This is a genomic window from Chloroflexota bacterium, assembly GCA_011322445.1.
GTDB lineage: Bacteria > Chloroflexota > Anaerolineae > Anaerolineales > DRMV01 > DRMV01.
In genome coordinates this window covers 1-25,687 of the sequence record DRMV01000033.1, presented here as the reverse complement: position 1 = coordinate 25,687, position 25,687 = coordinate 1, and the positions used below count along the sequence as shown (strand labels likewise).

The 25,687-nt window shown below is 61.1% G+C and carries 18 protein-coding genes; 10 read left to right on the top strand and 8 right to left on the bottom strand.

The features are described 5' to 3' along the window. Positions 1–34 precede the first annotated feature (34 nt). The 4 genes from ENJ54_06365 to ENJ54_06350 are packed head-to-tail and all read left to right on the top strand — an operon-like array spanning position 35 to position 5,242. Entirely contained in the window at positions 35–2,398 is a 2,364-nt protein-coding gene (locus ENJ54_06365; protein HFC09456.1) for a ComEC/Rec2 family competence protein, read from the top strand. 49 nt (positions 2,399–2,447) lie between these two features. Continuing rightward, the gene (locus ENJ54_06360; protein ID HFC09455.1) at positions 2,448–2,897 is read left to right on the top strand and encodes a nucleoside-diphosphate kinase; all 450 of its coding nucleotides are present in this window, start codon (positions 2,448–2,450) and stop codon (positions 2,895–2,897) included. Between the two features lie 12 nt (positions 2,898–2,909). Then, the gene (locus tag ENJ54_06355; GenBank protein HFC09454.1) at positions 2,910–3,611 is read left to right on the top strand and encodes a TIGR01906 family membrane protein; all 702 of its coding nucleotides are present in this window, start codon (positions 2,910–2,912) and stop codon (positions 3,609–3,611) included. 8 nt (positions 3,612–3,619) lie between these two features. After that, positions 3,620–5,242: a hypothetical protein gene (locus ENJ54_06350; GenBank protein ID HFC09453.1), complete on the top strand. Its 1,623-nt coding sequence runs from the start codon at positions 3,620–3,622 to the stop codon at positions 5,240–5,242. A 95-nt stretch (positions 5,243–5,337) separates the two neighbouring features. Here the strand turns inward: ENJ54_06350 and ENJ54_06345 are convergent, their stop codons facing one another. The 5 genes from ENJ54_06345 to ENJ54_06325 form a co-directional block, all read right to left on the bottom strand. Beyond that, positions 5,338–6,066 carry an SDR family oxidoreductase gene (locus ENJ54_06345; protein ID HFC09452.1) on the bottom strand — a complete coding sequence of 243 codons (729 nt, stop codon included), beginning with the start codon at positions 6,064–6,066 and terminating at the stop codon, positions 5,338–5,340. Between the two features lie 83 nt (positions 6,067–6,149). Beyond that, positions 6,150–7,835: a methylmalonyl-CoA mutase gene (locus ENJ54_06340; GenBank protein ID HFC09451.1), complete on the bottom strand. Its 1,686-nt coding sequence runs from the start codon at positions 7,833–7,835 to the stop codon at positions 6,150–6,152. A gap of 112 nt (positions 7,836–7,947) precedes the next feature. Further along, a complete protein-coding gene (locus ENJ54_06335; protein ID HFC09450.1) occupies positions 7,948–10,083 on the bottom strand; it encodes a diguanylate cyclase in 2,136 nt (711 codons plus the stop codon). Positions 10,084–10,130: 47 nt separating this feature from the next. Next, positions 10,131–11,405: a histidine--tRNA ligase gene (gene hisS, locus ENJ54_06330; protein ID HFC09449.1), complete on the bottom strand. Its 1,275-nt coding sequence runs from the start codon at positions 11,403–11,405 to the stop codon at positions 10,131–10,133. 344 nt (positions 11,406–11,749) lie between these two features. Continuing rightward, positions 11,750–12,349 (bottom strand): TIGR00730 family Rossman fold protein, encoded by a 600-nt coding sequence (locus ENJ54_06325; protein ID HFC09448.1) that lies wholly within the window; start codon positions 12,347–12,349, stop codon positions 11,750–11,752. 251 nt (positions 12,350–12,600) lie between these two features. Between ENJ54_06325 and ENJ54_06320 the strand changes: the two genes are divergently transcribed. After that, positions 12,601–14,463, top strand: coding sequence for a DUF2207 domain-containing protein (locus ENJ54_06320; GenBank protein HFC09447.1), 1,863 nt, complete (start codon positions 12,601–12,603; stop codon positions 14,461–14,463). Between the two features lie 75 nt (positions 14,464–14,538). After that, positions 14,539–15,129, top strand: a complete 591-nt coding sequence (locus ENJ54_06315; protein ID HFC09446.1) for a hypothetical protein — start codon at positions 14,539–14,541, stop codon at positions 15,127–15,129. 257 nt (positions 15,130–15,386) lie between these two features. On the opposite strand, the gene tal is transcribed toward ENJ54_06315, so the two are convergent. Further along, positions 15,387–16,484, bottom strand: a complete 1,098-nt coding sequence (tal, locus tag ENJ54_06310; GenBank protein ID HFC09445.1) for a transaldolase — start codon at positions 16,482–16,484, stop codon at positions 15,387–15,389. A 97-nt stretch (positions 16,485–16,581) separates the two neighbouring features. Here tal and ENJ54_06305 point away from each other — a divergent pair, with 97 nt between their 5' ends. From ENJ54_06305 to ENJ54_06290, 4 genes are read left to right on the top strand one after another with little or no spacing between them, the layout of a single operon-like run. After that, positions 16,582–17,817 carry a response regulator gene (locus ENJ54_06305; protein ID HFC09444.1) on the top strand — a complete coding sequence of 412 codons (1,236 nt, stop codon included), beginning with the start codon at positions 16,582–16,584 and terminating at the stop codon, positions 17,815–17,817. Positions 17,818–17,830: 13 nt separating this feature from the next. Beyond that, on the top strand, positions 17,831–18,604 hold the full coding sequence (locus tag ENJ54_06300) for an NAD-dependent deacylase (protein ID HFC09443.1): 774 nt from the start codon (positions 17,831–17,833) through the stop codon (positions 18,602–18,604). Continuing rightward, positions 18,601–19,794, top strand: a complete 1,194-nt coding sequence (locus ENJ54_06295; GenBank protein ID HFC09442.1) for a GAF domain-containing sensor histidine kinase — start codon at positions 18,601–18,603, stop codon at positions 19,792–19,794. Before ENJ54_06300 ends, ENJ54_06295 begins: the two co-directional genes overlap by 4 nt. Continuing rightward, entirely contained in the window at positions 19,791–20,837 is a 1,047-nt protein-coding gene (locus ENJ54_06290; GenBank protein ID HFC09441.1) for a L,D-transpeptidase, read from the top strand. The genes ENJ54_06295 and ENJ54_06290 overlap by 4 nt, the downstream gene beginning before the upstream one ends. Positions 20,838–20,925: 88 nt before the next feature. On the opposite strand, the gene nifJ is transcribed toward ENJ54_06290, so the two are convergent. Next, positions 20,926–24,516: a pyruvate:ferredoxin (flavodoxin) oxidoreductase gene (gene nifJ / locus ENJ54_06285; GenBank protein ID HFC09440.1), complete on the bottom strand. Its 3,591-nt coding sequence runs from the start codon at positions 24,514–24,516 to the stop codon at positions 20,926–20,928. 152 nt (positions 24,517–24,668) lie between these two features. Then, positions 24,669–25,610 (bottom strand): [acyl-carrier-protein] S-malonyltransferase, encoded by a 942-nt coding sequence (gene fabD, locus ENJ54_06280; protein ID HFC09439.1) that lies wholly within the window; start codon positions 25,608–25,610, stop codon positions 24,669–24,671. Positions 25,611–25,687 lie beyond the last annotated feature (77 nt).

Genomic DNA, 25,687 nt, shown 5'->3' with positions numbered 1-25,687 from the left:
GAAGCACGTTATTGTACTACTTGCGGGGGAACGCATGGGCGCGTATCCGGCGCTGTGGATGGCGCTGGCCTTTGTCATTGGCGTGGTGATGGCTCCCTGGCTGCCGCGATGGGGTTGGGGGTGGGTGGTGGTCGCGTGGACGAGTGTGGCGGTGGCTTGGGGTGCCCGCCGCGGGGGGCTTGCTCGCGGCGGTGTTTTCCTGTTGGTAGGCATGGCAGCGTTGGGGATATGGCGCTGGCAGGCTGTGCAACCCGATTTCGACGATTTGACGTTCATTGGCGCGTATGCCGGTTGGCGGCAGGAAGCCACGGTGGTGGGGGTGCTGACCGAACCGCCCGATATTCGGGATACTTACGCCAATTTGCGGCTGAGGGTCGAGCGCTTGCGCTTTGCGGGGGAAACCGCCGAAACGCCGGTGCATGGCCTGTTGCTGGTGCGCACCACGCCCGAGCAGACGCAGCATTTGCGCTATGGCGACCGCGTGGTGGTGAGCGGCTGGTTGACGCTGCCGCCTGCGGGGGCGCGTTTTTCGTGGCGCGATTATCTCGCTCGGCAGGGTATTTTCGTGACGATGACCGCGCGGCGGCTGGGGGTGCTGGCGCGCGGGCAGGGGAATCCCCTGTTGGCAGCCGTTTATGCCTTGCGGGAACGTGCGGCGGCAGTGGTGCAGCGGCTATGGCCCAGCCCTGAATCGGCTTTGCTGGCTGGCATCTTGTTGGGGCTGGAAAAGGGCATTCCGCGCGCCGTGTACGATGCGTTCCGGGCGACGGGCACGGCGCACATCATTGCCATCAGCGGCTTCAACATCACCATTTTGGCGGGACTGTTTGTAGCGTTGTTTGGGCGGTTGTTGGGGGAAGCGCGGGGCACGGCATTGGCGGCGCTGGCGGTGGTGGGCTATACCGTGTTGGTGGGCGCGGGGGCGGCGGTGGTGCGGGCAGCCATCATGGGCCTTTTGGGTATGGCAGCCTTGCGCGCGGGTCGCAGGCAGCACGCTTACACGACCCTGGCGGTGACAGCGGCCGTCATGACGGCATTCAATCCGCGCATTCTGGGCGATGTTGGTTTTCAGCTCTCTTTTGCCGCCACGTTGGGGCTGGTGCTTTTTGCCGAACCGTTCCAGCAGGCTGCCGAGCGTGTGCTGCGGCGCTGGCTTGCGCCCCGGCAAGCGCGGCGCTGGGCTGCGCCCGTGGGGGAGTTTTTCCTTTTTACCCTCGCGGCGCAGTTGCTCACTTTGCCTATCAGCGCCTATGCTTTCCATCGTATTTCGGTGATTTCGTTTCTTGCCAACCCTGCGGTGTTGCCTGTGCAGGCCCCGCTGATGGTGGGGGCAGGGGCGGCGGTGGTGTTGGGGTTGGTGTGGCTGCCGCTGGGCAAGATGGTGGCCTGGGCGGTATGGCCGCTGGCGGCTTACACGATTCGGGCGGTGGAATTCTTTGCCGCCTGGCCCTTGACGACGGTAGCCACGGCGAATTTTGGGGTGGGCGGCGTGGTGGCTTATTACGCCGCGTTAGCGGCGGGTGTTGCGCTGTGGCGGCAACGGACGCGTTGGTTGGAGCGATGGCGCTCGGGCGTGGTGAAGGCGGCGTTGCTGCCTTCCCTGGCGGTGATGGCTATGTTGGTATGGCATGTGGGGCTGACACGCCCCGATGGGCGTTTGCAGGTGGCGCTGTTGCCGGTAGGCAACGGCGCGGCGCTTCTGGTGCATACGCCGACCGGCCGCTGGGTGCTTATTGGCGGCGGGGAACGTGGCAGCGCGCTGACCGAGGCTTTGGGGCGCAGCCTGCCGCTGGGCGCGCGTTTGGACTGGTGGGTGGTGGGGGCAACCCGTAGTGAAATGGTGGAAGGCCTGTTGCCCGTGCTGGCATCCGACCCGCCGCGCGCGGTGTGGTGGGCGGGGGCGGCGCAAATTTCGCCGGCGGCGCGGGCTTTGCGAGACCAGTTGCAGACCGCAGGGGTGCCGGTGCAGGCCGTGGTCCCCGGCGCGTCGCTGGCGCTGGGTGATGGGGCCCGCCTGCGGGCTTTGGCAGTTTCCCCCCGGGGCGGTGTTTTCTTGTTGCAGTGGCGCGATTTCCGGCTTTTGTTGCCCCTGGGGATGGATTTCGATGCTCTGGCGCAGGTGGAAGGGCAACAAAGCCAATGGGCGCCCCTGACCGCATTGCTGCTGGCCGATGGTGGCTATGCTCCTCTCAATCCGCCTGCGTGGGTGAGGCGTTTGGAGCCGCGGGTAGTGCTGTTGAGTGTTCGCCAGGCGGACCCTCATGGTCGCCCCAGCCTGGAATTGTTGCAGGCTTTGCAGGGCTTCCCCTTGTTGCGCACGGATCGTTGTGGCCGCATCACCCTGACGACCGACGGCAGCCGTTTGTGGACGCGGACGGCGCGCTCTTGCGTGCCTTGAGGGCGCACATGGTACAATTAGGCCACAAATTTCGACGAGGAGGTTTTCTGTGGAACGAACACTTGTGTTGGTCAAGCCCGATGGCGTGCAGCGAGGGTTGATTGGCGAGGTGATTTCTCGCCTGGAGCGCCGCGGCCTGCGTCTGGTGGCGGCAAAGTTTATGCAGGTTAGCCGTGAACTGGCCGAGGCGCATTATGCCATTCACAAAGGCAAGCCTTTTTACGATGGTTTGATTGCTTACATTACCTCGGCGCCGGTCATGGCGATGGTGTGGGAAGGCCCCAACGCGGTCGCTGCTGTGCGGCAGACGATGGGGGCAACACGCCCCACTGAGGCTGCGCCGGGCACGATTCGGCACGATTTCGCCCTGGAAATTGGGCGCAACCTGACCCATGCCTCCGATTCGCCTGAGAACGGCGAGAAGGAAGTGGCCCTTTGGTTCCGGCCTGAGGAACTGGTGGCCTGGAGCCGGGATGTTGACCGCTGGATTTTTGAGTAAATTCCTGAACGCATGAGCGGCTGCCGCGAGGTGGCCGCTTTTTGTCTTGCACACGAGAGCAACGCGATGACGCTTTCCAAAATCCTTTCCTGGCTCGTGATGTTGTTGGTGCCGCCTGCCATTGTGCTGGGGGTGGTGCGGCTGATGCTGACCCCTCTTTTCATTCAGGTGGAATACCGCACCCCCAACTTCCCGCCTGATGTGTTTGGCTTTACCACCGCTGACCGCCTGCACTGGGCCGACATTTCGCGGCAATACCTGCTCAACAATGCGGGCATTGACTTCCTGGCTGAGCAACGCCTGCCCGATGGCTCGCCGCTTTACAACGCCCGTGAATTGCGCCACATGGCCGACGTCAAGCGGGTGGTCAAGGCGGCGTTGACCGTGTGGTATGGCGTGCTCGCGCTGCTGGTGTTGTTGGGGCTGGCGGCTTATCGCAGCGGTCAGTGGGCGGCTTATCGGCGTGGGTTGGCATGGGGCGGCTGGTTGACCATTGGTTTGATGTTGGCTGTGGTCGTGCTGGCCGTCGTTGCTTTCCAAACGCTCTTCGTCGATTTCCATCGCGTGTTTTTCGAGGGCGATACCTGGCTTTTCAATTATAGTGATTCATTGATCCGCCTGTTCCCGGAACGCTTTTGGCGTGATGCCTTTGTGTTACTGGGAGGGCTGAGCCTGCTGCTTGGGCGGGCGCTGGCGCTGTTGGGGCGCAAGTGAGGTGCGAGATGGTGGCAAAACGGGTTGGCTTTCTGCTTGCTGTGGTTTTGTTGTTGGCATTGGCCGCTTGCAATTTGCCGCAGGCCACACCGGTGCCAGTGGCGACGGCGGTGCAGGCGACGTTGACAGCCATCGTGGGGCACGGCGGGGGGAACCAACCCACGCCGGGGATGGCAGGCACTCCCCAAGGAACCGCTGGACCCTCGGGTAGTGCGATGGTGCCTTCCGCTCAACCGGGAGGTGCTACCCCGACAGCGACGGGAGGCACGCCCACGCCTGCCACCGGCACGATAGAAGGTTTGGTATGGCAAGATCTGTGTACCACCACCGGCGATGCTGCCAGCCCCACGCCTGGTCCTAATTGCAAGCAGTACCCCGAAATTGGCTATGCCGGTGATGGCGTACATCAGGATGAAGAGCCGGCCATGAGCGGCGTCGAGGTGAGCCTGGCAAGCGGGGAATGTCCCGGTGAGCCTTTCCTCTCGGTGACAACCGATGAGCAAGGGCATTATGCTTTCCCTAACCTTGCCCCCGGCACCTATTGCGTGAGCATTGACCCCTATCAGCCGCCGAATGCTGGGCGCTTTCTCGCAGGCGAATGGACCGCCCCCGGCGTCAAGACCGGCTTCCGGCAGGTCGTGGTGCGTGCGGGAGAGACCGTTGAGGTGGGCTTCGGCTGGTTCCCCTGGACGCATTGCGACAACCGGGCGAAGTTCGTTTCCGAGAATTACCCCGACGGTTCGGAAGTCACACCGGGCGACCCGTTCACGAAAGAGTGGGTGCTGGAAAACACCGGCACCTGCCCGTGGACGAAAAACTATGCCCTGGTGCATACCGATGGCGAGTTGCTGGGCGCTCCCGACCGGGTGCCGTTGACCGAGACCGTGCCGCCGGGAGGGCAGGTGACGCTGAAGGTGAAGTTTGTGGCCCCCACAACCCCCGGCACTTATCGCAGCGAGTGGCGGCTGGAAGACCCCAAAGGCGACCGCTTTGGGCCGGGGAAACAGGGCGAAGGCTCGGTATGGGTGGAAATCAAGGTGCCGGAAGTGGTGGCGACGCTGAACCTCGGCGCGCCCAGCGTGACCGACCCGATGAATAGCGCAGCCCGGTGGTATTTGCTCGACACCGCCGATGCCCGGTTCGAGATGGGGGGCGGCAAACTGCTGTTGCACGCCTTGACCCCCGGCATGCTGGATTCGTGGGCGCTTTCATCTTACCCGCCGTTGGGCGATGGTTTCATTGAGGCAACTTTCATCACTGGCAATACCTGCACCGGCCTGGACCGCTACGGCTTGATTGTGCGCGCTCCTGACCCCACGCAGGGTATCGTCATTGAGTTCTCTTGTGATGGGCGTTACCGCATCTATATCTGGGATGGCTCGAATTACACTGCCTTGCACCGCTGGGCTCATGGGGCGGGCATCCATGCAGGGCCTAATCAGACCAACCGCATGGGCGTGTGGCTGGAAGGCAACACGATCAAACTGTATGCCAACCGGGTGTTGCTGGCTTCGGTATCGCAAAGCCGATACAGTGCGGCGGGGAAGTTTGGTTTGGTGATTGCTTCGGAAAAGACGGCTAACTTTACCGTGGCAGTAGATGAAGTGGATTACTGGACGAGTTTGCCGTAAGTTCTGAGCAGATGCGGCGTTTGGCCCTGGAAACGCAAACAGCCCCCGATTCGGGGGCTGTTTTTGATATCTCCATGCGCCTCGCTTGGGCTCGGTTACACCAGATGCCTGCCGCCGTCGAGGTGAAGGATTTCCCCCGTGATGTAGGCCGGGCCGGTGAGCAGGAAGCGCAGCGTGTGCCGGACTTCTTCAGCCGTGGCCCAGCGGCTGATGGGTGTGGCGTGCAGTACCTTGGGGGCGGGCTGCCCGTCGGAAGGCGGCAGCACCGCGCCCAGGGCGATGCCGTTGACCGTGATGCGGGGTGCAAAAGCCACCGCAAGGGATTGCGTCAGCGCCGCCAGCCCGGCCTTGCTGATGGTGTAGGGCAGGTGGTCGTCGGCGGGGCGCAGGGCGCGCCAGTCGAGGATGTTGACGATACGCCCTGTGGCTTCCGGCTGGGCCAGCAGACGGCGGGCAAAGGCCTGCGAGAGCAGGAAGGGCGCGGTCAGGTTGATGCGCAGGTGGCGTTCCCAGGCGGCGAGGTCGGTGGTTTGCCAGGTGAGGTTTTCAAAGATAGCGGCGCTGTTGACCAGGGCGTTCAGGCTGCCCAGGGCATCCCACGCGCGGCCCACCAGCGCGGCGGCCGCGGTGGGGTCGTTCAGGTCGGCTTGCAGCAGCGCGACGGTGGCGCCGCGGGCGCGCAACGCCGCCGCGGTGGCTTCCGCGGCGGCGCGTGAATGCCCGTAATGCAGCGCGATGTTGCCCCCTGCTTCGGCGACGGCTTCGGCTAACATCTTGCCTACCCGCCGCGCCGCACCAGTGATGAGCACGTTGAGGGTTGTCACTTCGTCACTTCGTTACCTGGTTGCCCGGTCGCTTCATTCGTGCATCTTGCACCATGCATCTTGCACCGTGCACCGGGCATCTTCTAAATCCACGTCGGTTCTTCGTAAGTGCCGAACACCTCTTTCAGCACGCCCACGATTTCGCCCAGGGTGGCGTAGGCGCGCACCGCGTCCAGAATGTAGGGCATCATGTTTTCGGTGCCCTGCGCGGCAATGCGCAGGCGGTCTAACGTTTGCCCCACACGGCCTTTGTCGCGCTTGGCACGCACTTCGTTGAGCCGGGCGACCTGCCGTTTGTAGCCTTCGGGGTCCATTTCCAGCAGGGGCACTTCGTAGGGCTTGTTGTCGTTGTAGATGTTCACACCCACGATGTGGCGCCGGCCTTCGTCGATTTCCTGCTGGTAGCGGTAGGCGGCTTCGGAGATTTCCTTCTGGAAGAAGCCCTTTTCGATGGCGGGCAGCACGCCGCCCATCTCTTCGATGCGGCGGAAGTAGTCGTAGGCCTGCTTTTCCAGCCGGTTGGTCATGGCTTCCACGAAGAACGAGCCGCCCAGCGGGTCGATGGTGTTGGTGACGCCGCTTTCCTCGGCGATGATCTGCTGGGTGCGCAGGGCGATGGTGACGGCTTTTTCGGAAGGCAGCGCGAGGGCTTCGTCGAGGCTGTTGGTGTGCAGCGATTGCGTGCCGCCCAGCACCGCGGCCAGCGCCTGGATGGTGACGCGCACGACATTGATTTCGGGCTGCTGGGCAGTGAGGGTGCAGCCCGCGGTTTGGGTGTGGAAGCGCAGCAGCCACGAGCGCGGGTTCTTGGCGCCGAAGGTTTCCTTCATTTCGCGTGCCCAGATGCGGCGGGCAGCGCGGAATTTGCCGATTTCCTCGAAGAAGTCGTTGTGGGAGTTGAAGAAGAACGACAGCCGCGGCGCAAATTCGTCGATCTTCAGCCCGCGTGCTAATGCCCAGCGCACGTATTCCAGCCCGTCCGAGAGGGTGAAGGCGAGTTCCTGGGCGGCGGTTGAGCCGGCTTCGCGAATGTGGTAGCCGCTGATGCTGATGGTGTTCCACAGCGGCAGGTGTTTCGAGCCGTATTCGATGGTGTCGGTTACCAGCCGCATGGAGGGTTCGGGCGGGAAGATGTATTCCTTCTGGGCGATGTATTCTTTGAGGATGTCGTTCTGGATGGTGCCGCGCAGTTCTTCTTGCCGGAAGCCCTGCTTTTCGGCGGCGGCGATGTACATGGCCCAGATGATGGCTGCCGGGGCGTTGATGGTCATACTGGTGGAAACCTTGCCCATCGGAATGCCCTCGAACAGCCGCTCCATATCGGCCAGGGAGGAAATGGCGACGCCGCATTTGCCAAATTCGCCCAGGGCCTCGGGCGCGTCGGTGTCGTAGCCCATCAGCGTGGGCAGGTCGAAGGCCACCGAGAGGCCAGTTTGCCCCTGCTCGAGCAGATATTTGAAGCGCTGGTTGGTCTCTTCGGCGGTGCCGAAGCCGGCGAACATGCGCATCGTCCACACCCGCCCGCGGTACATGGTGGCGTGGATGCCGCGAGTGTAGGGGTATTCGCCGGGCATGCCCAGGTCGCGGGCGTAGTCCATATCGGCCACGTCGTCGGGGGTGTAGAGGCGTTCCACGGGTTCGGATGAGGCGGTGACGAATTCCTCTTGGCGTTCAGGGAAGCGCTCCAGCGAGCGTTTGAGGGTGGTGTTTTCCCATGCCTGCTTGTGCTCGCGGATTTCTTCAACGGCTTTGGGGTCATAGAGGGACATGGCTCCGTCTCCTTAGAAGACAGGATGGAATAGCCGCCGGGGAGAATGCGGGGGGAAGGCGTCAGGGCTTGGGAAGGCCGGACGGCTTTGGGAAAAAGTATAGCATATCCTCTCATTCGGCAGGCTTGTTTTCGTATAGCCTTCTGTCGGCGATGTCTACCAGGGTGTACACATCGGTGCCATCGTCGGGGTAAGTGGCAATGCCGTAAGAGAGGGTCAGACGGAAATCGGGGGCCAGGAAGTCCCAGGAAGTGTGGGCCGCGGCTTCGGTGACTTTGTGCATGACGATGCGGGCGTCTTCCCGCGTGCTTTCGGGGAGGATGATGAGGAATTCATCGCCGCCGTAGCGCCCGACGAAGTCGGTTTCCCGGAGGTTTTGTTTCAAAAGGGCTGCGGCGTGTTGAAGGGCCACATCGCCTTTTTGATGGCCGAACTGGTCGTTGATGCGCTTGAAATGGTTGAGGTCGAGCATGACGATGGAAAATGGGTGACGATAGCGTTGGGCGCGTTTCCATTCCTGTTCCAGGGCTTCGTCAACGGCGCGGCGGTTAGGGAGGCCGGTGAGGGCGTCGGTACGGGCTTCTCGGCGGAGCAAGTGGTAAAGATAAGCGTTGTAAAGGGCTGCGCCCGCGCGCGCGGCGAAGAGTTTCCCCACGGCGATTTCGTGGGGCGTGAGCAGCAGGCGTTTGTCTTGCCAGAGCAAAATGAGCAGGCCGAGCGGCGCTCGCGGGGAAGGGATGGTGAAGAAAGCCAGCACATGGAAATGGTGCGCCTTGCAGGCTTCTTGCAAGGTGGACGGAAGAAGCGCGCAATCTTCGGGCAAGGCCAGTTGCAGGAAGGTCTCGTCCCGTAGCAGGCGCTGGCAAATGTTTTGATGTTTGTAGCATTCCTGCGCCAGGAAGGGGTCAAGCCCTGCCGTGTGCCAGGTTTTTAGGTATTGGGCGAGGGGGGCATTGGCATAGGGAATGAAAATGGCCGTGGTGGCGTTGAGCAAGCGTGCTGCGTTTTCGGTGATCGCAGGCGCCAGGTGGTGCAGGTTGAGGTTCTGTGTCAGGCCGGTGACGTCGTTGGCTAATTCCTGTAACAGCGCCAGATGGGCCGAAGTTTGGTGGAGGGTTACGGTGCGGGCAAAGAGGGGAGCGACCACTTCCAGCGCCCGCTGGGCGCGTTGGGTGTATTCCTGCAGGTCGCGCGGCGTGCGACGGAAGCCCAGGGTAACCACCCCAATGAGGGTTTGCCTTCCTGGGGTGTGGATGGGGAAGAGGAGCAGGCTTTGGTATTGTTGAAGCCGCTGGTGCAGGGCGGGCGGAAGCGGTGGGTGGGGGCCTTTGTGGAGGTGAACCCAGAAGGGATGCAGCCCTTCCAGATGTTGGAAGAGCATGTTGCAGTTCTCGTGGAAAGCCTCGCTTTCTTGGGGTGAAAGAGAGCGGTGCTTCAGGTCGTTGTGGATGTTGTAGGTTGCCAGCGGTGAAAGATGCCCCCCGCGCTCTTCCCACAAAATGGTGAAAACTTCATCGGCCTCCAACAGCGTTTGAAGGCGCTGTGAGAGAAAACTTACGGTCTGGTGAAGGTCGTGGTATTGCAAGCCGTGGCGGCTAAGTTGGTGCAGTGAGGAAAAAAAGGCGCGCTGGGCTTCCGAGTCTTCCCACAATTTGCGCAAGCGGCTGGATTGTGCCAGGGTAATGCCTGCCATTGCCAGCAGAAGCCCGTTGACAGCGATAATCGTGATGGTAAAACTGGCAGGAGGGGGCAGGTTGTCGGCTGGGGGAGAGAAAATAGCGACGGGTGTCAGCCATTGATGTTTGTAGGCGACGAAGAGGCCAGTGAACAGCGCCATGCTGATACCGGTAAAGATGGCGACGGGGAGGATGGCGCCGTAGGTAATGGCCATGCCAGCGATGTAAATGAGAAGCAGGTAGATGCCGGGGCTGTGGATGCCGCCGGTGTAATGAATGCCTGCGGTGAGGAGCAGCAGGTCGGCCAGGGTTTGGAAGTAAGTCCACCATTGCAGCGCGGTGGTTTGTCGGGACGTATATTCCCGCGCGTGGGCCTGATAGTGTTCGTAGGCGATGGTGGAGATGAGGTTGGTGACTGCTGTGAGCGCGATGAGGCGCAGGTAAATGTGAAAGAGGTGAAGCGAAGCCCCCAATGAGACGCTAAGCAGGGCAAGCAGGGTGGCAAAGAGCAAGACAACCCAGCGGACTTTGCATAACCTGGCGGCTTGCTTGAACAGAAACTCAGTAGCCATGTGGAAGGAGATAGCCTTGCAGGACGTAAACAGCGGCGTTTGAAAATTTAGAGGTTGAGATATTGGCGTAATTGTGTGTCTAAGGTCGTGCGGTCGATGAGGAGTTGTTCGCGCGTGGCGAGGTTCTTGAGGGCCACTTTGCCCGCGGCGAGTTCGTCGGGGCCCAGCACCAGGGCCACCTTTGCCCCGATGCGGTCGGCATATTTGAATTGCTTGCCCAGTTTGGCCGGTTCGGGGTAGGTCACTACGTTGAAGCCCGCAGCACGCACTTCGGCGGCCAACCGGTAGGCTTCCAGCAGGTGGTCAGCGTCGAAGACGGTGACCAGAATGGGCGCGGGCTGGGTGACAAGTTCGGGCAGGCGGCCGTATTTTTCCAGCACTAAGGTGACCACCATATCGCCCATGGCAAAGCCCACGCCGGGCAGCGGGTTGCCGCCCACATCGCCCACCAGGTTGTCGTAGCGCCCGCCGCCGAGAATGGCGCGGAATTCGCCGTCGCGGTCGCGGGCTTCGAACACGGTGCCGGTGTAGTAATCCAGCCCGCGGATGATGTAGGGGGCGTAGCGCAGATATTCCCGCGCGCCCAAGGCTTCGGCCGCGGCGAAGAAGCGCACCAGTTCCTCCGATTGTTCCCACAGGCGGTCGTCGGCCAGCAGGTCTTTCAGGCCCTGCTGTTGCGCTTCGCTCAGGCCGATTTCGGTGGCGTAGGCTTCCCACGCTGTGGCGTTCATTTTTTCGCGACGGTCAATCAGGCGGAAGACGGCCTTGCGCTGTGCGGTGGGAATGCCAAGCGCGTCCAGGCGGGAATCCATCAGGCGGCGGTTGTTGACCAGAATTTGCACTTCGTTGGGGCTGAGGCCCACCCGCCGGAAGAATTCTGCGCCCACAGCGGCCAGTTCGGCGTCGGCTTCGGGGCTGTTGACGCCGATCATGTCAATGTTCCACTGGAAGAATTCGCGGGCGCGACCTTTTTGCGGGCGTTCGTAGCGCCAGAAGGGGCCAAACGACCACCACCGCAGGGGGAAGACCAGTTGCCCTTGCTTTTGGGCGACCATGCGGGCGAGAGTGGGGGTGAGTTCCGGGCGCAAGGTGATCAGGTCGCCGCCACGGTCGGGGAAGACGAAGGCTTGTTCTTTGACCAGTTCTTCGCCCGATTTGGCCGCGTAAAGGGCAATGGGTTCCAGAAACGGACCGTCGTATTCCTGATAGCCGAAGGCTTCGGAGGCGGCGCGCATTTGGCGGTAGAGCCAGGTGCGCACGGCCATCTTTTCGGGGTAGAAGTCGCGAGTGCCTTTGACGGATGCGATGATTTTCTTGGCCATGAAGGAACCTCGTGTTAAATTAGACGCTTGAAAGGGATATAGGGTTTCATGTTGGGGGGAAGGAATTCGTGCCCATTGTGTTTGAGGTCAACGGTTTCCAGCGAGTCGTCCCACCGCCGCGGGTGACGACGCCGGTTCATGATGTAGGTGTTGAAGTTGGGGAGCAGGGGAAGGCGTTCCCGGGGTGGCAGGCGGGGGAACCTGGGGGCCGGCTGAGTATCATGAAGCAGGAAAGCCGCCAAGTCACATTGCGGCGTGGGGGGCCTTCGGTACGCCCGCCCATAAGAGCGCTTCACCGGGGGTGAACTGGGGCGACCCCACCTTCACCGCAAGAGCAGCGGCTTTTAAGGCGCTTCGCGTAACCATCGTTCCACCCCGCCAGGGTGGCGGTAGTCTTCCAGGGCATCCAGCAACGGCTCTGCAGCCGCGGCGTGAACGAAAAGGGCTTCGTGCTCGTCGAAGATGAAGCCCTCTTCGCGGGCGTGGCGGATGAAGGCCAGCAGGTGGTTGTAATAGCCTTGGAAGTTGAACAGCCCAATGGGTTTGGTGTGAAGGCCAATTTGGGCCCATGTCAGGGCTTCGAACATTTCTTCCAGTGTGCCATAACCGCCAGGGAGTGCAATGAACGCATCGGCGAGTTCGGCCATGCGGGCTTTGCGAGTGTGCATGTCGGCAACGATTTCCAACCGGGTCAGGTGGTCGTGGGCCAGTTGGGGGGTGTAAAAGTGTTCGGGAATGACGCCAATGACGTCGCCGCCGGCTTCCAGCGCGGCATCGGCTACGGCGCCCATCAGGCCGGTGGAGCCGCCGCCATAGATGACGGTGTAACCGCGGGCTGCAATGGCCTGCCCAATCTCGTGGGCAGCCTGATAATACATTGCTGGCACATCATCCGATGAGCCGCAATAAACGCAAATGGATTTAAGAGAAGTCGATGTAACCATGAAAAAATTATACCGCATATACCTTTGTTATTATTGAGAGTTACGCACTTTTTATGATGCCTGCTATGATGCTGTGCAGGCCGCTAATGCAGTTACTTTCAAAAAGCGGCGGCGCGTTCTGGCCTCGGTCCCACGGATGTTTTGCGATGGCCGGGCGGCTCTTTTGCAAGGCTGAGGTGTTTTATGATATGATGAGAGTGTGGTTGAAATACCCGCGGGGGTGTGCAAGGTTCACTTGAAAGGAGTGGCGTATGCGTGTGCCTGTCCGTAGGGTGCTGTGGGTCCTTTTATTGGCAGCCCTGCTTGCGGTGGTGGGGGGCAGCATGGGAACGGCCCAGGCGGCTTCTCATGCTAAAAGCGTTGACGTCCTGCGCAGAGATGCCGAGATCACGATTTTGCCAAATGGTGATGTGCGGATTGTGGAAACCTGGCAGGTCGACTTTATGGGCGGCCCTTTTCATTACGCTTTCCGCGAAATCCCTCTCAATCGAGTGGAAGACATTACCGATTGGGGCGTTTCGGAAGGGGGAACGCGCTATCTCCATGACGACAGCGGGCAGCCTTATACGTTCACGCTCAAGGCTACGGACAATGCGCGCAAAATCGTGTGGTATTTTCCGGAAATCACCGATACGACGCGGACATTTACGCTGACTTACGTGTTGAAGGGGGCGTTGTGGATTGACGACAAAGGCGACCAGTTCTTCTGGAAGTTCATCGAAAGCGATCGGTCTTACCCCATTGAGAGTGCCCGGGTGGTGGTGCACCTGCCAGGAGAGTTTAACAGCAGCCAGATTCTGACCGCGACGTATCTCGACGGAGAGAAGGATGGAAACGCACAACTGCTGGATGCAAGCACAGTGCAGTTTCAGGGTGGGCCTTTCCCCGGTGGCACGGAGTGGGAAATTCGTGTGCAATGGCCGCACGGGTTTGTCTCGGCTTCTCCCCCGCCCTGGGAAACGCGGATGAAACTGCAGCCGTGGATCGACCTGGGGTGGTGGCTGTTTCTCTTCCTGGTGATGGCCGCTGCGCTGGGCGGTGGTTTCCTGTTGTGGTATCAGCGGGGGCGCGACCCCGCGGTGGGTGTGGTGCCGACGTTGGTGACGGAACCCCCCAGTAAGTTGCCGCCTGGCATGGTAGGCACGCTGGTGGATGAGCGCGCCGATATGGACGATATTTTGGCTACGCTGCTCGATCTGGCGCGGCGCGGGGTGCTGAAAATTGAAACGGTGCGCAAGAAGGCTTTCCTGGGCACGCATGAGGAAACGTATTTTGTGGCCGAGAAAATGCCGCCCGATTTGTTGCCGTTTGAGACGGCGTTGATGGTGGCGATTTTTGGCGGCGTTGTGGTGCCGGGTGAAAAGCGTTCGCTGGAAAGCCTGAAAAACGCATTTTACACCTCCATTCCCGACATTAAGCGCAAACTCTACCAGGCGGTGGTCAGTGCTCGCTTGTTCCCTTCAGATCCTGAGAAGGTGCGCACGAAATACATGGCATGGGCAGTGTTGCTGGGCGGGGTGATTTCAGCCCTGTACTTCCCTGCACAGTGGATGGGAGCGCATGCAGCGGGAGGCGCGGCCATCTTCCTGGGCATTGTGGTGACGCTTGTGTGGCTGGTGCTTGCCCGGGCAATGCCACGAAAGACCCGCCAGGGCGCGCTGGAAGCCGCCAAGTGGCGCGCGTTCAAACGCTATTTGCAGGAACTCGAGCGTCATACTTCGCTGGAACGAGCCAAAGATCTGTTCGATCGTTACCTGCCATACGCAACGGCATTTGGCATTTCCAAACTCTGGGTGCGCAAGTTTGCACGGGTGCCCGATATGCCTGCGCCCGGATGGTACACCCTCTACCCTTATGGCGGCGGCATGTCTCGAGGCGGCGCTGCCGTGGGCGGCCACATGGCATCGCCGGGGCAGGGTGCACCTTCGTTGGATAGTATGGCATCGGGCGCCTTCAATTCCTTTTCCAACATTGCCGATAGCCTGCTCTCGACGCTGAATGAGGCCTCGGCTACTTTCGTCAGCCACCCCAGCAGCAGCGGCAGCGGTGGTGGGTTCAGCGGCGGTGGCGGCGGCGGTGGCGGCGGTGGCGGCGGCTCCAGCGGTTTCGGCTAAACCGCCTTTTGCAGAAGTCGCTGGAACTACGTCATTGGAAACTTTAACGAGGCGATCAATCAAGGAGGACGCTCTATGAACGTCGGTAAAACCAGCGGATGGATTGCCCTGGGCCTGGCCGTGGCTGCCCTGGTCGTTTCGGGCGGCTTCATGGCCAGCGGCCTGGCGGTGCACAAACTCACTGTGCCTGGGGCTGTGTTGGGCTTTATTTTGTTTGGCGCGCTTCCGGCGATGGTGCTGGGGGCGATCGGGGTCTATTTGTTGGTGAAAGGCAAGGCCGAGGCAAAGGAGCAAGCCGAAGCCGACAAGTTGCAGCGCCTGTTGGGCATGATTCAAAGCCACGGGCAGGTTTCGCTGGGCCAGGTGATGGTGGAAATGAAGATGACCCGCCAGCAGATCACCCAGGCCATTTACGATTTGGTTAGTCTGGGGTTGTTCACGGGCTACATCGACTGGGAAAGCATGACCTTTTACGCCAGCGACGCGGCGAAAATGGTGAGCAACGTGTGCCCTAACTGCGGCGGCACGCGGGAATTCGTGGGCAAAGGGATTGTCAAGTGCCCGTATTGTGGGGCAACCTTGTTCATTCCCCCCGATGCACCGAACACGCGGGCCGAACCCAAGCCGCCCCCTTCTGCCGGACAGGGTACCGCTACGGAGCATTGAGAGCCGATTGAAGCCTGCGTTTCGGATCATCTCTGTGGCCCTGTTTTGACGACGATGGCTTCGCGATCTCCGCTCAACCCGTTATCCGAAACGCAGGTTATGAACTTCCCTTGAGGGTGTGTCACTGCGAGGCAGGCCGAGCGATGTGGAAGCCTGCGGAAGCAGTCTCCTGCCCCCTCGCTCCAATGAAGAAGCGACGAAGAACCGCAGGCCGGTTCATGTTCCCGGCCTGCGGTTTTTGCGTCGGGAAGGCGGCTTTAGGCACGCACGGCGGCTTCCTGCAGGGTGTGCATCAGGCTTTCAAAAGCCTTGATGAATTTTTGCACACCTTCCTCTTCCAATTGCTGCATGGCGGCTTCCAGGTCAATTTGCAGTTCAGCCAGTTGGGCTAACGTGGCCTGGGCCTCAGGAATGCCCTGGGTGAGGCGCTCGGCCGGACGGCCGTGGTCACGGTAGGCGTCTAAGGTTTTCAGCGGAACGGTGGAAACGGTTTCCGGGCCAATGAGGGCCTCGATGTATTTCACGTCGCTGTAAGCCGGGTTTTTGGTGCTGGTGCTGGCCCACAGCAGGCGTTGGGGGCGTGCACCGTGGGCTTCCAGCGCCCGGAACCGCTCGCTGTGGAAGATTTCTTGATACACGGCATAGGCGGCTTTGGCACTGGCGACGGCGATGCGGCCTTTCAGCGCGCGGGCGTCGGCGCAGGGATGCTGGTCGAGCAAGGCGTCCAGCAAGGTGTCAATGCGGCTCACAAAGAAACTGGCTACCGACGCGATGCCGTCTAACGGCAAACCCTGGGCCTGGCGGGCTTCCAGGGCTTCCAGGTAGGCTTCGGCTACGGCACGATAGCGCGTGACGCTGAACAGCAGGGTGACGTTGACATTCACGCCTTCGGTGAGCAGTGTCCGAATGGCGGGCAGTCCCTCGCGCGTGGCGGGGACTTTGATCATCACATTGGGGCGGTCTAACGCCGCCCAAAGGCGCCGGGCGTCTTCCACCGTGCCGGGGGTGTCGTAGGCCAACCGGGGATCGACTTCCAGGCTGACGTAGCCATCGCGACGCTGTGTTTCTTGATACACGCTGCCGAAAATATCGGCTGCCCGCTGGACGTCTTCCACGGTGAGCGTTTGGTAGATGGCGTCGGCATTGTAGCCCGCGCGTACCAGTGCTGCAATCGCCTCGGTGTAATCGTCGCTTTGGGCGATGGCTTGTTCGAAAATGGAAGGGTTGGAGGTCATCCCCGAGATGCCGTCGCGTGTGATGAAGGCTTCCAGCGTGCCGTCGTGCAACATGCCGCGGCGGATGAAATCCAGCCAGATGCTTTGGCCAAAGGTTTGCAGTTGTTTCAGGGGGTTCATGCAAGTGCCTCCCGGAAGAGAAGATGGAGAAATTCTACCACCACCCTGCTGGCGAAGCGGCTCGCGCCTTCCCCGTTTCGGCGCGTTTTAGGGTAAAATGAAGGGGTGGCATTCCACGGCGACCGGCAGATGGCAAAGCCGGTGTTTCCCCCCAGGACGAGGAGCAACGGTCATGGCGAACGAAAAGATCTTGATTGTCGATGACGACCTGGATACCCTCAAGTTGGTGGGGCTGATGCTCCAGCGGCAGGGTTACCGCATTGTGGTGGCGAATAGCGGCCCGAAGGCGCTGACGATGGCGAAGGCCGAAAAGCCGGCGCTGATTTTGCTGGACGTCATGATGCCGGAGATGGATGGTTTTGAGGTTACCCGCCGCCTGCGGGGAGACCCGGCAACGGCAAACATCCCGATTTTGATGTTCACGGCCAAAAGCCAGGTGGAAGACAAACTCACGGGCTTCGATGCCGGTGCGGATGACTACCTCACCAAGCCGGCCCATCCTGCCGAATTGTTGGCTCGGGTCAAGAAGTTGCTCCACGGCACGCACACGACTGGCAATTTGCCCGCGGCGCCGGCAGGGCCTTCGCAGCCGCGGTGGACGGTGGGGGTGTTGGGGGCCAAAGGCGGGGTTGGCACTTCGACCATTGCCCTGACCCTGGGCATTATGTTGTATCAGGAAAGCAAAGAAGATGTGGTGATCGCCGAACTGCGGCCGGGGCAGGGGACGATGGGGTTAGAACTGGGACACCCGGCATTGAACGGCTTGGGAACGCTGTTGGCCCAGCCTGCACAGCAGATTACACCGCAGGCCGTGGAAGAGATGCTGGTGAGTTATCTTGCGGGGGTGCGTTTGCTTTTCGCTTCCTTCGACCCGGCTGAGGTGGCTCGCAGCACCAATTTGAGCGCGCTGGAAACGGTGGCGCGCTACGTGCGGCAGGCGGGGCGTTTTAGTGTGCTGGATTTAGGCCCTTCGTTGCAGCCTGCCACGCCGAAGGTTTTACCTTTGTGCGATGAAATTCTCGTCGTGGTCGATGGTTTCCCGCAGACGGTGCAGATGGGGAAAACCCTGATCGATTACTTACTTATGCACGGCATTGGCCAGGGCAAGATTGCTGCGGTGTTGGTCAATCGTGTCCGGGCGGATATTCAAATGGCCTGGATGGACATCCAGAACCGGCTGGGGGTGCCGGTTGCTACGGTAATCCCACCGATGCCGGAAGTTGCCTACCGGGCCCAGATGAGCAACAAGCCGATGGTGCTGATGCAGCCCCACGGTATGCTGGCGGCCCAGATGGGCAAAGTGGTCCGCACCCAAATCGAAAAATCCCGTTGATGCTGACTTTGTTATGCCCTTGACTTCTGAAACCGAATTTCGCATTGCCCAGGCGGCGGCGCTCATTCGTCGGGCGCGCCGCGGCGTGGTGCTCACGGGGGCTGGCATTTCGACCCCCTCGGGCATTCCCGATTTCCGCTCGCCTTCCAGCGGCCTGTGGGCGCAGCACGACCCGTTAGAAGTGGCTTCGTTGCAGGCGTTTCGCCATCACCCAGACCGTTTTTTTGCCTGGGTGCGTCCGTTGCTGGAAACGATTTTGCAGGCCGAGCCGAATGCAGCGCATCAAGCCGTGGCCGCGTTGGAGCAGGCCGGGCATTTTTCGGGGGTTGTGACACAAAACATCGATGGCCTGCATCAAAAGGCTGGTTCGAAACGGGTGGTGGAAGTGCATGGTTCCCTCGAGACGGCGACCTGCACCCAGTGCTACCGCACATACACCAGCGCCGAGTTCCTGCCGGCTTTTTTAGAGAGCGGCGAAGTGCCCCACTGCCCGCATTGCGGCGCTGTGCTCAAGCCCGACGTCGTGTTGTTTGGTGAACAACTGCCCTGGCGGGCGTGGGAAGCGGCGCAGGCTTTGGCCCATGAGAGCGATTTGATGCTCATCGCGGGTTCGTCGCTGGCCGTGATGCCGGTGGCGCGTTTGCCGGTGGAGGCTGCCAATCATGGCGCCGCGGTGATTATCATCAACCAAACGCCCACTTACATGGATGCTCGCGCCGATGTGGTGCTTCAGGGGGATGTGGCCGATATTCTGCCCGCTATTGCTGAACAGGTGCTTTCCCCATGATGACGCCTTCTGTGCCGCAATTGCCGTTAGAGGCCTATCGCCGTTTGCTGGATATTGCCCGCGATCTGGCAGCCACGCTGGATCTGGAATCGCTTTTGCATCGCATTGTGACGGCTGCCGCGGAACTTAGCGATGCTGAGGCTGCTTCGATTTTGCTGTATGACCCTCAGCGTAAGATTTTGCATTTCCAAACGGCGACCAACCTTTCTGGGGCGTTGCAGGAAACGATGCAAGTGCCGCTGGAAGGCAGCCTGGCTGGCCTGGCGCTCCGTCGCCGTCGCCCTGTGCGGCGCCAGCATGCCCATACCGACCCCGACCATTACGGACACCTCGACAAACTGACGCATATCGCGACCGAAAGCCTGATTGCCGTGCCGTTGATTGCCAATGGCGAGCCCATTGGCGTGCTGGAAGCGGTCAACAAGCGCAGCGGCGCTTTTTCGGATGCCGATGAAGAGATCCTGACGGTGTTGGGCGCGCAGGCGGCAGTGGCTATTCAGAACGCCCGCCTTTTCTTGCAGGCTGATTTGATCGCCGAACTGGTGCACGAAGTGCGCACGCCGTTGGGGGCTATTTTGGCGGCAACCCAACTGCTGCGCTTTCCCCAGATTTCGGAAGCGCAGCGCCGGCAGGCCATTGATGCCATCGAGCGGGAAGCCCGCTATCTCAATGAACTCACGACCACTTTCCTCGACCTTGCAGCGTTAGAGTCGGGGCGCGCGCGCTTCCATCGTGAACGCTTTGCCGTGGCCCCTTTGGTGGACGAAGTGCTGCAACTCTTTGCAGCCGAAATCGAGGCAGCCGGCTTGACGGTGGAAACGGCCATCCCCCACGATTTGCCGCCGCTGGAAGCCGACCGGGGCAAAATCAAGCAGGTGTTGATCAACCTGGTCAGCAATGCCATCAAATACAACCGGCCAGGCGGGAAAATTCGCGTGGCGGCCTATCGGGAAAACGGGCACCTTGTCGTGACCGTGAGCGACACCGGTGTGGGGATTGCACCGGAGCACCTCAAGCACCTGTTCGAGAAGTTTTATCGGGTGCCGGGCAGCGCCCAGCGAGCCACCGGTTCGGGGTTGGGGCTTTACATTTGCAAACGCATTGTGGAAGCCCACCACGGCCATATTCGCGTGCATAGCAAGCCCGGTGAGGGCACCACGTTCATCGTGGACCTTCCGTTGACGCCATGAAACCTGCTGCGCTCAGCCGCCGGGATGTATTGAAACTGGCTTTGCTGGGGCTGGGGGGGCTGGCGTGGCGTCCGTTGGCGCGCATGCCCCAGGGGGCATGGCCTTTCATTGGCCTGGCGCGCATTACCATTCCTGACGTCCCTTTGCATCGGGAAGCCGACCTGCGTAGTCCGCGTGTGCTCACTTACCCTCGCGATACGCTGGTGCGGGTGCTGGCGGAGGTGGTTTCCCCGCACGGCCCGCCGCGCAACCCTCGTTGGTATCGCGTGCCTGGTGGTTTCCTGCACACGGCTTACACCCAGCGGGTGGCTGTGCGCCTCAACCCGGTGGCGGTAGCAATTCCGCCGGGAGGGCGTGTGGCAGAGGTGACGGTGCCCTTTACACAGAGCTGGCAACGGCTTCCCGATGGCAGCCGTCGGCCGCTTTACCGCTTGTATTATGGCTCGACGCATTGGGTGACGGGGGTCAAATTGGGCGAGCACGGTGAGCCGTTGTACGAAATCACCGATGACCTGTTGAAAGTGCCGTATGAGGTTTATGCCCCCCATTTGCGGCTGATTCCGCCCGAAGAGGTGGCGCCGCTCTCGCCCGACGTGCCCCCTGGCGAGAAATTGCTGGAAGTAGACCTCGGCACCCAGGAGACAATTGCCTATGAGGCTGGCCAGGAAGTGCGGCGCATGCAGATTTCTTCGGGCATTCCCAGCGATAAGCCGACCGATAATGGCATTCCCACGCGCACACCATCGGGGCGTTTCCGCATTTTCAACAAGTTTCCTGCCCGGCACATGGGTAACGGCGACCTGACTTCATCGCTGGAAGCCTACGAGTTGCCCGGCGTGCCTTGGGTGAGTTTTTTCGTGAAGACGGGCGTGGCGTTTCATGGCACTTACTGGCACGACAATTTCGGTATGCCGATGAGCCACGGGTGCATCAACATGCGGAATGCCGATGCGTTGTGGGTTTTTCGGTGGAGCACGCCGACTTATGCACCGTGGGATTTCGAAAGCAGCGGCAACGGCACGCGAGTGTGGGTGCACGAATAACAAATCCGAAGCAGAGGTTATCAAACGGTTCCCTTGCACAAAAAAAGCGCCGCCCCCAAGGGCGGCGCTTTTTTTGCCTGGTGGGCGGTCATTTCTTCCCGCCGTCGTCTTCGTCCACGTCGAACTTCATCTGCGCCCACATCTTGTACATTTGCCAGCGCATGTTGACGTCTTCCTGCGCTTTGGCGAGGAGTTCCTCTGCACGGTCGGGCTGGCTGCGGGCCAGCATGGTGTAGCGGTTTTCGTTGTAGACGTATTCGTGCAACGGAATCTTCGGCGGGCGAGAATCGAGTTGCAGCGGGTTCTTGCCCTGCTTGATGCGGCGCGGGTCGAAGCGCACGAGCGGCCAGTAGCCGGAATCCACGGCTTTCTTTTGCTGGTCGAAGCCATAGCGCAGGTCGTAGCCGTGGGCGATGCAGTGGGAGTAGGCCACGATCAGCGAAGGCCCGTCGTAAGATTCGGCTTCCAGGAAGGCTTTGGTGGTGTGGGCATCGTTGGCGCCCATGGCTACGCGAGCAACATAGACGTTGCCGTAGGTCATCGCCATCATCACCAGGTCTTTCTTGGGCAGCGGCTTACCGGCAGCGGCAAACTTCGCCACCGCAGCCCGCGGGGTGGCTTTCGACATTTGCCCGCCGGTGTTGGAGTACACCTCGGTATCGAGCACGAGGATGTTGACATTGCGCCCGGAAGCCAACACATGGTCGAGACCGCCGTAGCCAATGTCGTAGGCCCAACCATCGCCGCCGACAATCCACACGCTGCGCTTGACCAGCGCGTCGGCCACGTGGTAGAGGTCTTTGACTTTGGGGGTCTGTTCCATCTTCTCGAGGCGTTTCTTCAGTTCAATCACGCGCTCGCGCTGGGCGTGGATGCCTTCTTCGGTGCTCTGGTCGGCTTCCAGAATGGCTTTCGCCAGGTCTTCACCGATTTGGGAAGCCATCATCTCGACCAGTTCCAGCGCGTATTCGCGCTGTTTGTCGATCGCCACGCGCATCCCCAGGCCGAATTCGGCGTTGTCTTCGAAGAGGGAGTTGGACCAGGCGGGGCCGCGCCCATCTTTGCCGTAGGACCACGGCGTGGTGGGCAGGTTGCCGCCATAGATGGAGGAGCAGCCGGTGGCGTTGGCGATGACGGCGCGGTCGCCGAAGAGGCGGGTGAGCAGCGAGAGGTACGGCGTTTCACCGCAGCCCGCGCACGCGCCAGAGAACTCGAACATCGGAGCAAGCAGTTGAACGTCTTTGACGACGTTGAATTTGAGTTCCTTGCGCGGCGGGTCGGGCAGGTTGAGGAAGAAGTCCCAGTTTTCGGCTTCCTGCTCGCGCAGCGGCGGCTGAGGCGCCATGTTGAGCGCTTTGCGGTTGGGGTCTTTCTTGTCCACCGCGGGGCAGGCTTCCACGCACAGGCCGCAGCCGGTGCAGTCTTCGGGGGCGACCTGGATGATGTATTCCATGCCCTTGAACTGGCGCCATTTGGCCGGCATGTGCTTGAGGGTCGGTGGTGCATCCTTGAGCAGTTCGGGATCCACCACTTTGGCGCGAATCACCGCGTGCGGGCAGGCCATCACGCATTTGCCGCACTGAATACACAGGTCGGTTTCCCAAACCGGAATTTCCAGGGCGATGTTGCGTTTTTCCCATTGGGTGGTGCCGCTGGGGTAGGTGCCGTCGGCCGGCAACATGCTGGTCGGAATTTCATCGCCTTCGCCGGCAATCATTTTCGCCGTAACTTTCTGCACGAATTCCGGCGCTTCAGGGGGTACCGGCGGACGCATATCGAAGGTGGAAGTCACCTTGTCAGGGACCTTCACTTCGTGCAGGTGCTCTAACGCGGCATCCACTGCGGCAAAGTTCTTTTGGACGATGTCTTCGCCCTTGCGGCCGTAGGTTTTCTTGATAGCCTCTTTGATTTTGGCAATGGCCTCGTCGCGCGGTAGCACGCCGCTGATGGCGAAGAAGGCGGTCTGCAAAATCGTGTTGATGCGGCCGCCCATGCCGGTTTCTTTGGCGACTTTGTAGCCGTCGATGACGAAGAAGCGCAGTTTCTTATCGATGATTTGCTGCTGCACGGTGCGGGGGAGTTTATCCCACACTTCGTCGGGGCCGTAGGGGCTGTTGAGCAAGAAGGTTGCGCCCTCTTCGGCCACTTTGAGCATGTTCACCCGCTCAAGGAAGGAGAACTGGTGGCAGGCCACGAAGTTGGCCTTGCTGATGAGGTAGGTGGAGCGGATGGGGTCGGGGCCGAAGCGCAGGTGCGAGGTGGTCATCGAACCCGATTTGCGCGAGTCGTAAACGAAGTAGCCCTGTGCCCAGTTGTCGGTTTCGGTGCCGATGATTTTGATGCTGTTCTTGTTGGCGCCGACGGTGCCGTCGGAACCCAGGCCGAAGAACACGGCGCGCGTGGTGCGCGGGTCTTCCGTAGAGAAGTTGGGGTCGTAGTCGATGCTGGTGTGGGTGAGGTCGTCGTAGATGCCCACGGTGAAGTGGTTCTTCGGGTTGGGCTTGGTCATCTCGTCGAAGATGCCTTTGACCATCGCGGGCGTGAATTCCTTCGAGGAAAGCCCGTAGCGGCCGCCGATGACTCGTGGGCGGGTTTCGAAGGGGGCTTCGCCCTGCGCGTAGGCTTCGTCGATGGCGTTGACCAGGTCGAGGTAAAGCGGCTCGCCCGCGCTGCCGGGTTCCTTGGTGCGGTCGAGGGCAGCAATGACCTTGACGGTCTTGGGCAATGCTTTGAGGAAGTGTTCCACCGAGAAGGGGCGATAGAGGCGTACCTTGAGCACGCCGACTTTCTCGCCCATCTTTTGGGTGAGGTATTCGACCGCTTCGTGCGCGGTGTCGGCCCCGGAACCCATCAGCACGATGACGCGCTCGGCGTCGGGGGCGCCCACGTATTGGAATAGTTCGTACCGCCGCCCCACGATGCGCTCGAATTTGTCCATGGCTTTCTGGACGATTTCGGGCGTGGCCAGGTAATAGGGGTTGACGGTTTCGCGCGCCTGGAAGAAGACATCGGGGTTTTGGGCGGTGCCGCGGATGAAGGGCTTTTCGGGGTTGAGGGCGCGGTCGCGATGGGCGCGCACCAGTTCGTCGTCGATCATCGCGCGGATGTCTTCGGGCAGCAAGCGCTCGATTTTGCGAATTTCGTGGGAAGTGCGGAAGCCATCCATCACGTGCAAGAAAGGCACGCGGGCTTCCAGCGTGGCCGCGTGGGCAATGAGCGCCAGGTCCTGGGCTTCCTGCGGGTTGGCCGAGAAGAGCATCCCAAAGCCAGTCGCGCGTGCGGCCATGACGTCGCTGTGTTCGCCGAAGATGGAAAGCGCCTGAGCGGCTACGGAGCGGGCCGCGATGTGAAACACGGTTGCCGTGAGTTCGCCCGCAATTTTATACATGTTGGGCAGCATCAGCAGCAAGCCCTGGGAAGCCGTAAAGGTAGTGGTCAGCGCGCCGGCCTGCAACGAGCCGTGCACTGCGCCGGAGGCGCCGCCTTCGCTTTGCATTTCAATGACCTGCGGCACGCTGCCCCAGATGTTGGGGCGTTTTTCAGCGGCCCACAGGTCGGCCAATTCGCCCATGGGCGAAGCCGGAGTGATGGGGTAGATGGCAACCACTTCGCTGGCCTGGTAGGCGACGTAAGTGGTGGCTTCATTGCCATCTACGGTTACAAAGGGCCGTTTTGCCATGAAAAGCCTCCTAAAAGGGTGGGTCGTCGTTCCCCGAGTACGGGGGCCGGTAGATACCTTCACTTACCAACTTTCATTATACTACTGTTGCTATGCTGCAACAGGTGACGATTGGCATGATGTCGCCTTTGAGGGGGTTGCCGAAGGCAGTGTCAGGCTTCGAAAGCGGCGCATTCTTCGGGAAGACCGCACGTCAGCCGGGTGGTTTTGCGTTCGATGCGCTTGATGAGCCCCGTGAGCACGTTGCCGGTGCCGATTTCGACGAAAGTGCTGACGCCATGGGAAAGCATGAAACGCACGCTTTCCGTCCAGCGCACGCGATGGGTCAGTTGGGCGTGCAGGTCGGCGCGCACGTCGTCGGCGGTTTCTAAAGGGCGAGCATGGATGTTCCCCACCACGGGCACGGCAGGCTTCTGGATGATGGTGGCTTCCAGGGCGCGGTTGAAGGCTTCCTGGGCGGGGGCCATGAGGTAGGAATGGGCGGCAACGCTGACGGCCAGCGGCACGACCCTGCGGGCGCCGGCTGCTTGTGCCATCTGCATGGCCCGCGCCAGCGCCTCTTTGTGGCCGGAGATCACCACCTGGCCGGGGCAGTTGTCGTTGGCAATTTCCACCCGCGTTTCGGCGGTGCTGGCTTCCTGGCAAATGGTTTCCAGCGTGGCAATGTCTAATCCCAGCACGGCGGCCATGCCCCCCTGAGCACCCCCGGCGGCGTGCATGGCTTCGCCGCGCGCGCGGGTCAGGCGCAGGCCCTCGGCAAAGGTCATGCTGCCGGCAGCAATCAGCGCGCTCAGTTCGCCCAGGGAATGCCCTGCCATAAAGGCGGGCTGGAAGCCCGGCAGGTGTTGGTGTAGCACGCGCAGCGCGGCGATGGAATGCACCACCAGGGCGGGCTGGGTGTAGCGGGTGTCGTTCAGGCGCTCGGCCGGGCCTTCCCACGCGATGCGGCTGAGAGGGAAGCCGAGGATGTCATCGGCTTCGGCGAAGGTCTCGGCTGCCACGGGAAAGGCTTCGGCGAGGGCTTTTCCCATGCCAACGGCCTGCGACCCCTGGCCTGGGAAGACGAATGCGGTTTGTTCGGGAATGAGCTTCATGGGCAACCTCGAAGTAAGAAAATTCCGGCGGGGACTTCCCGCGGCTTGTAGTGCTAAAACCCCTATGGCGGTGGAAT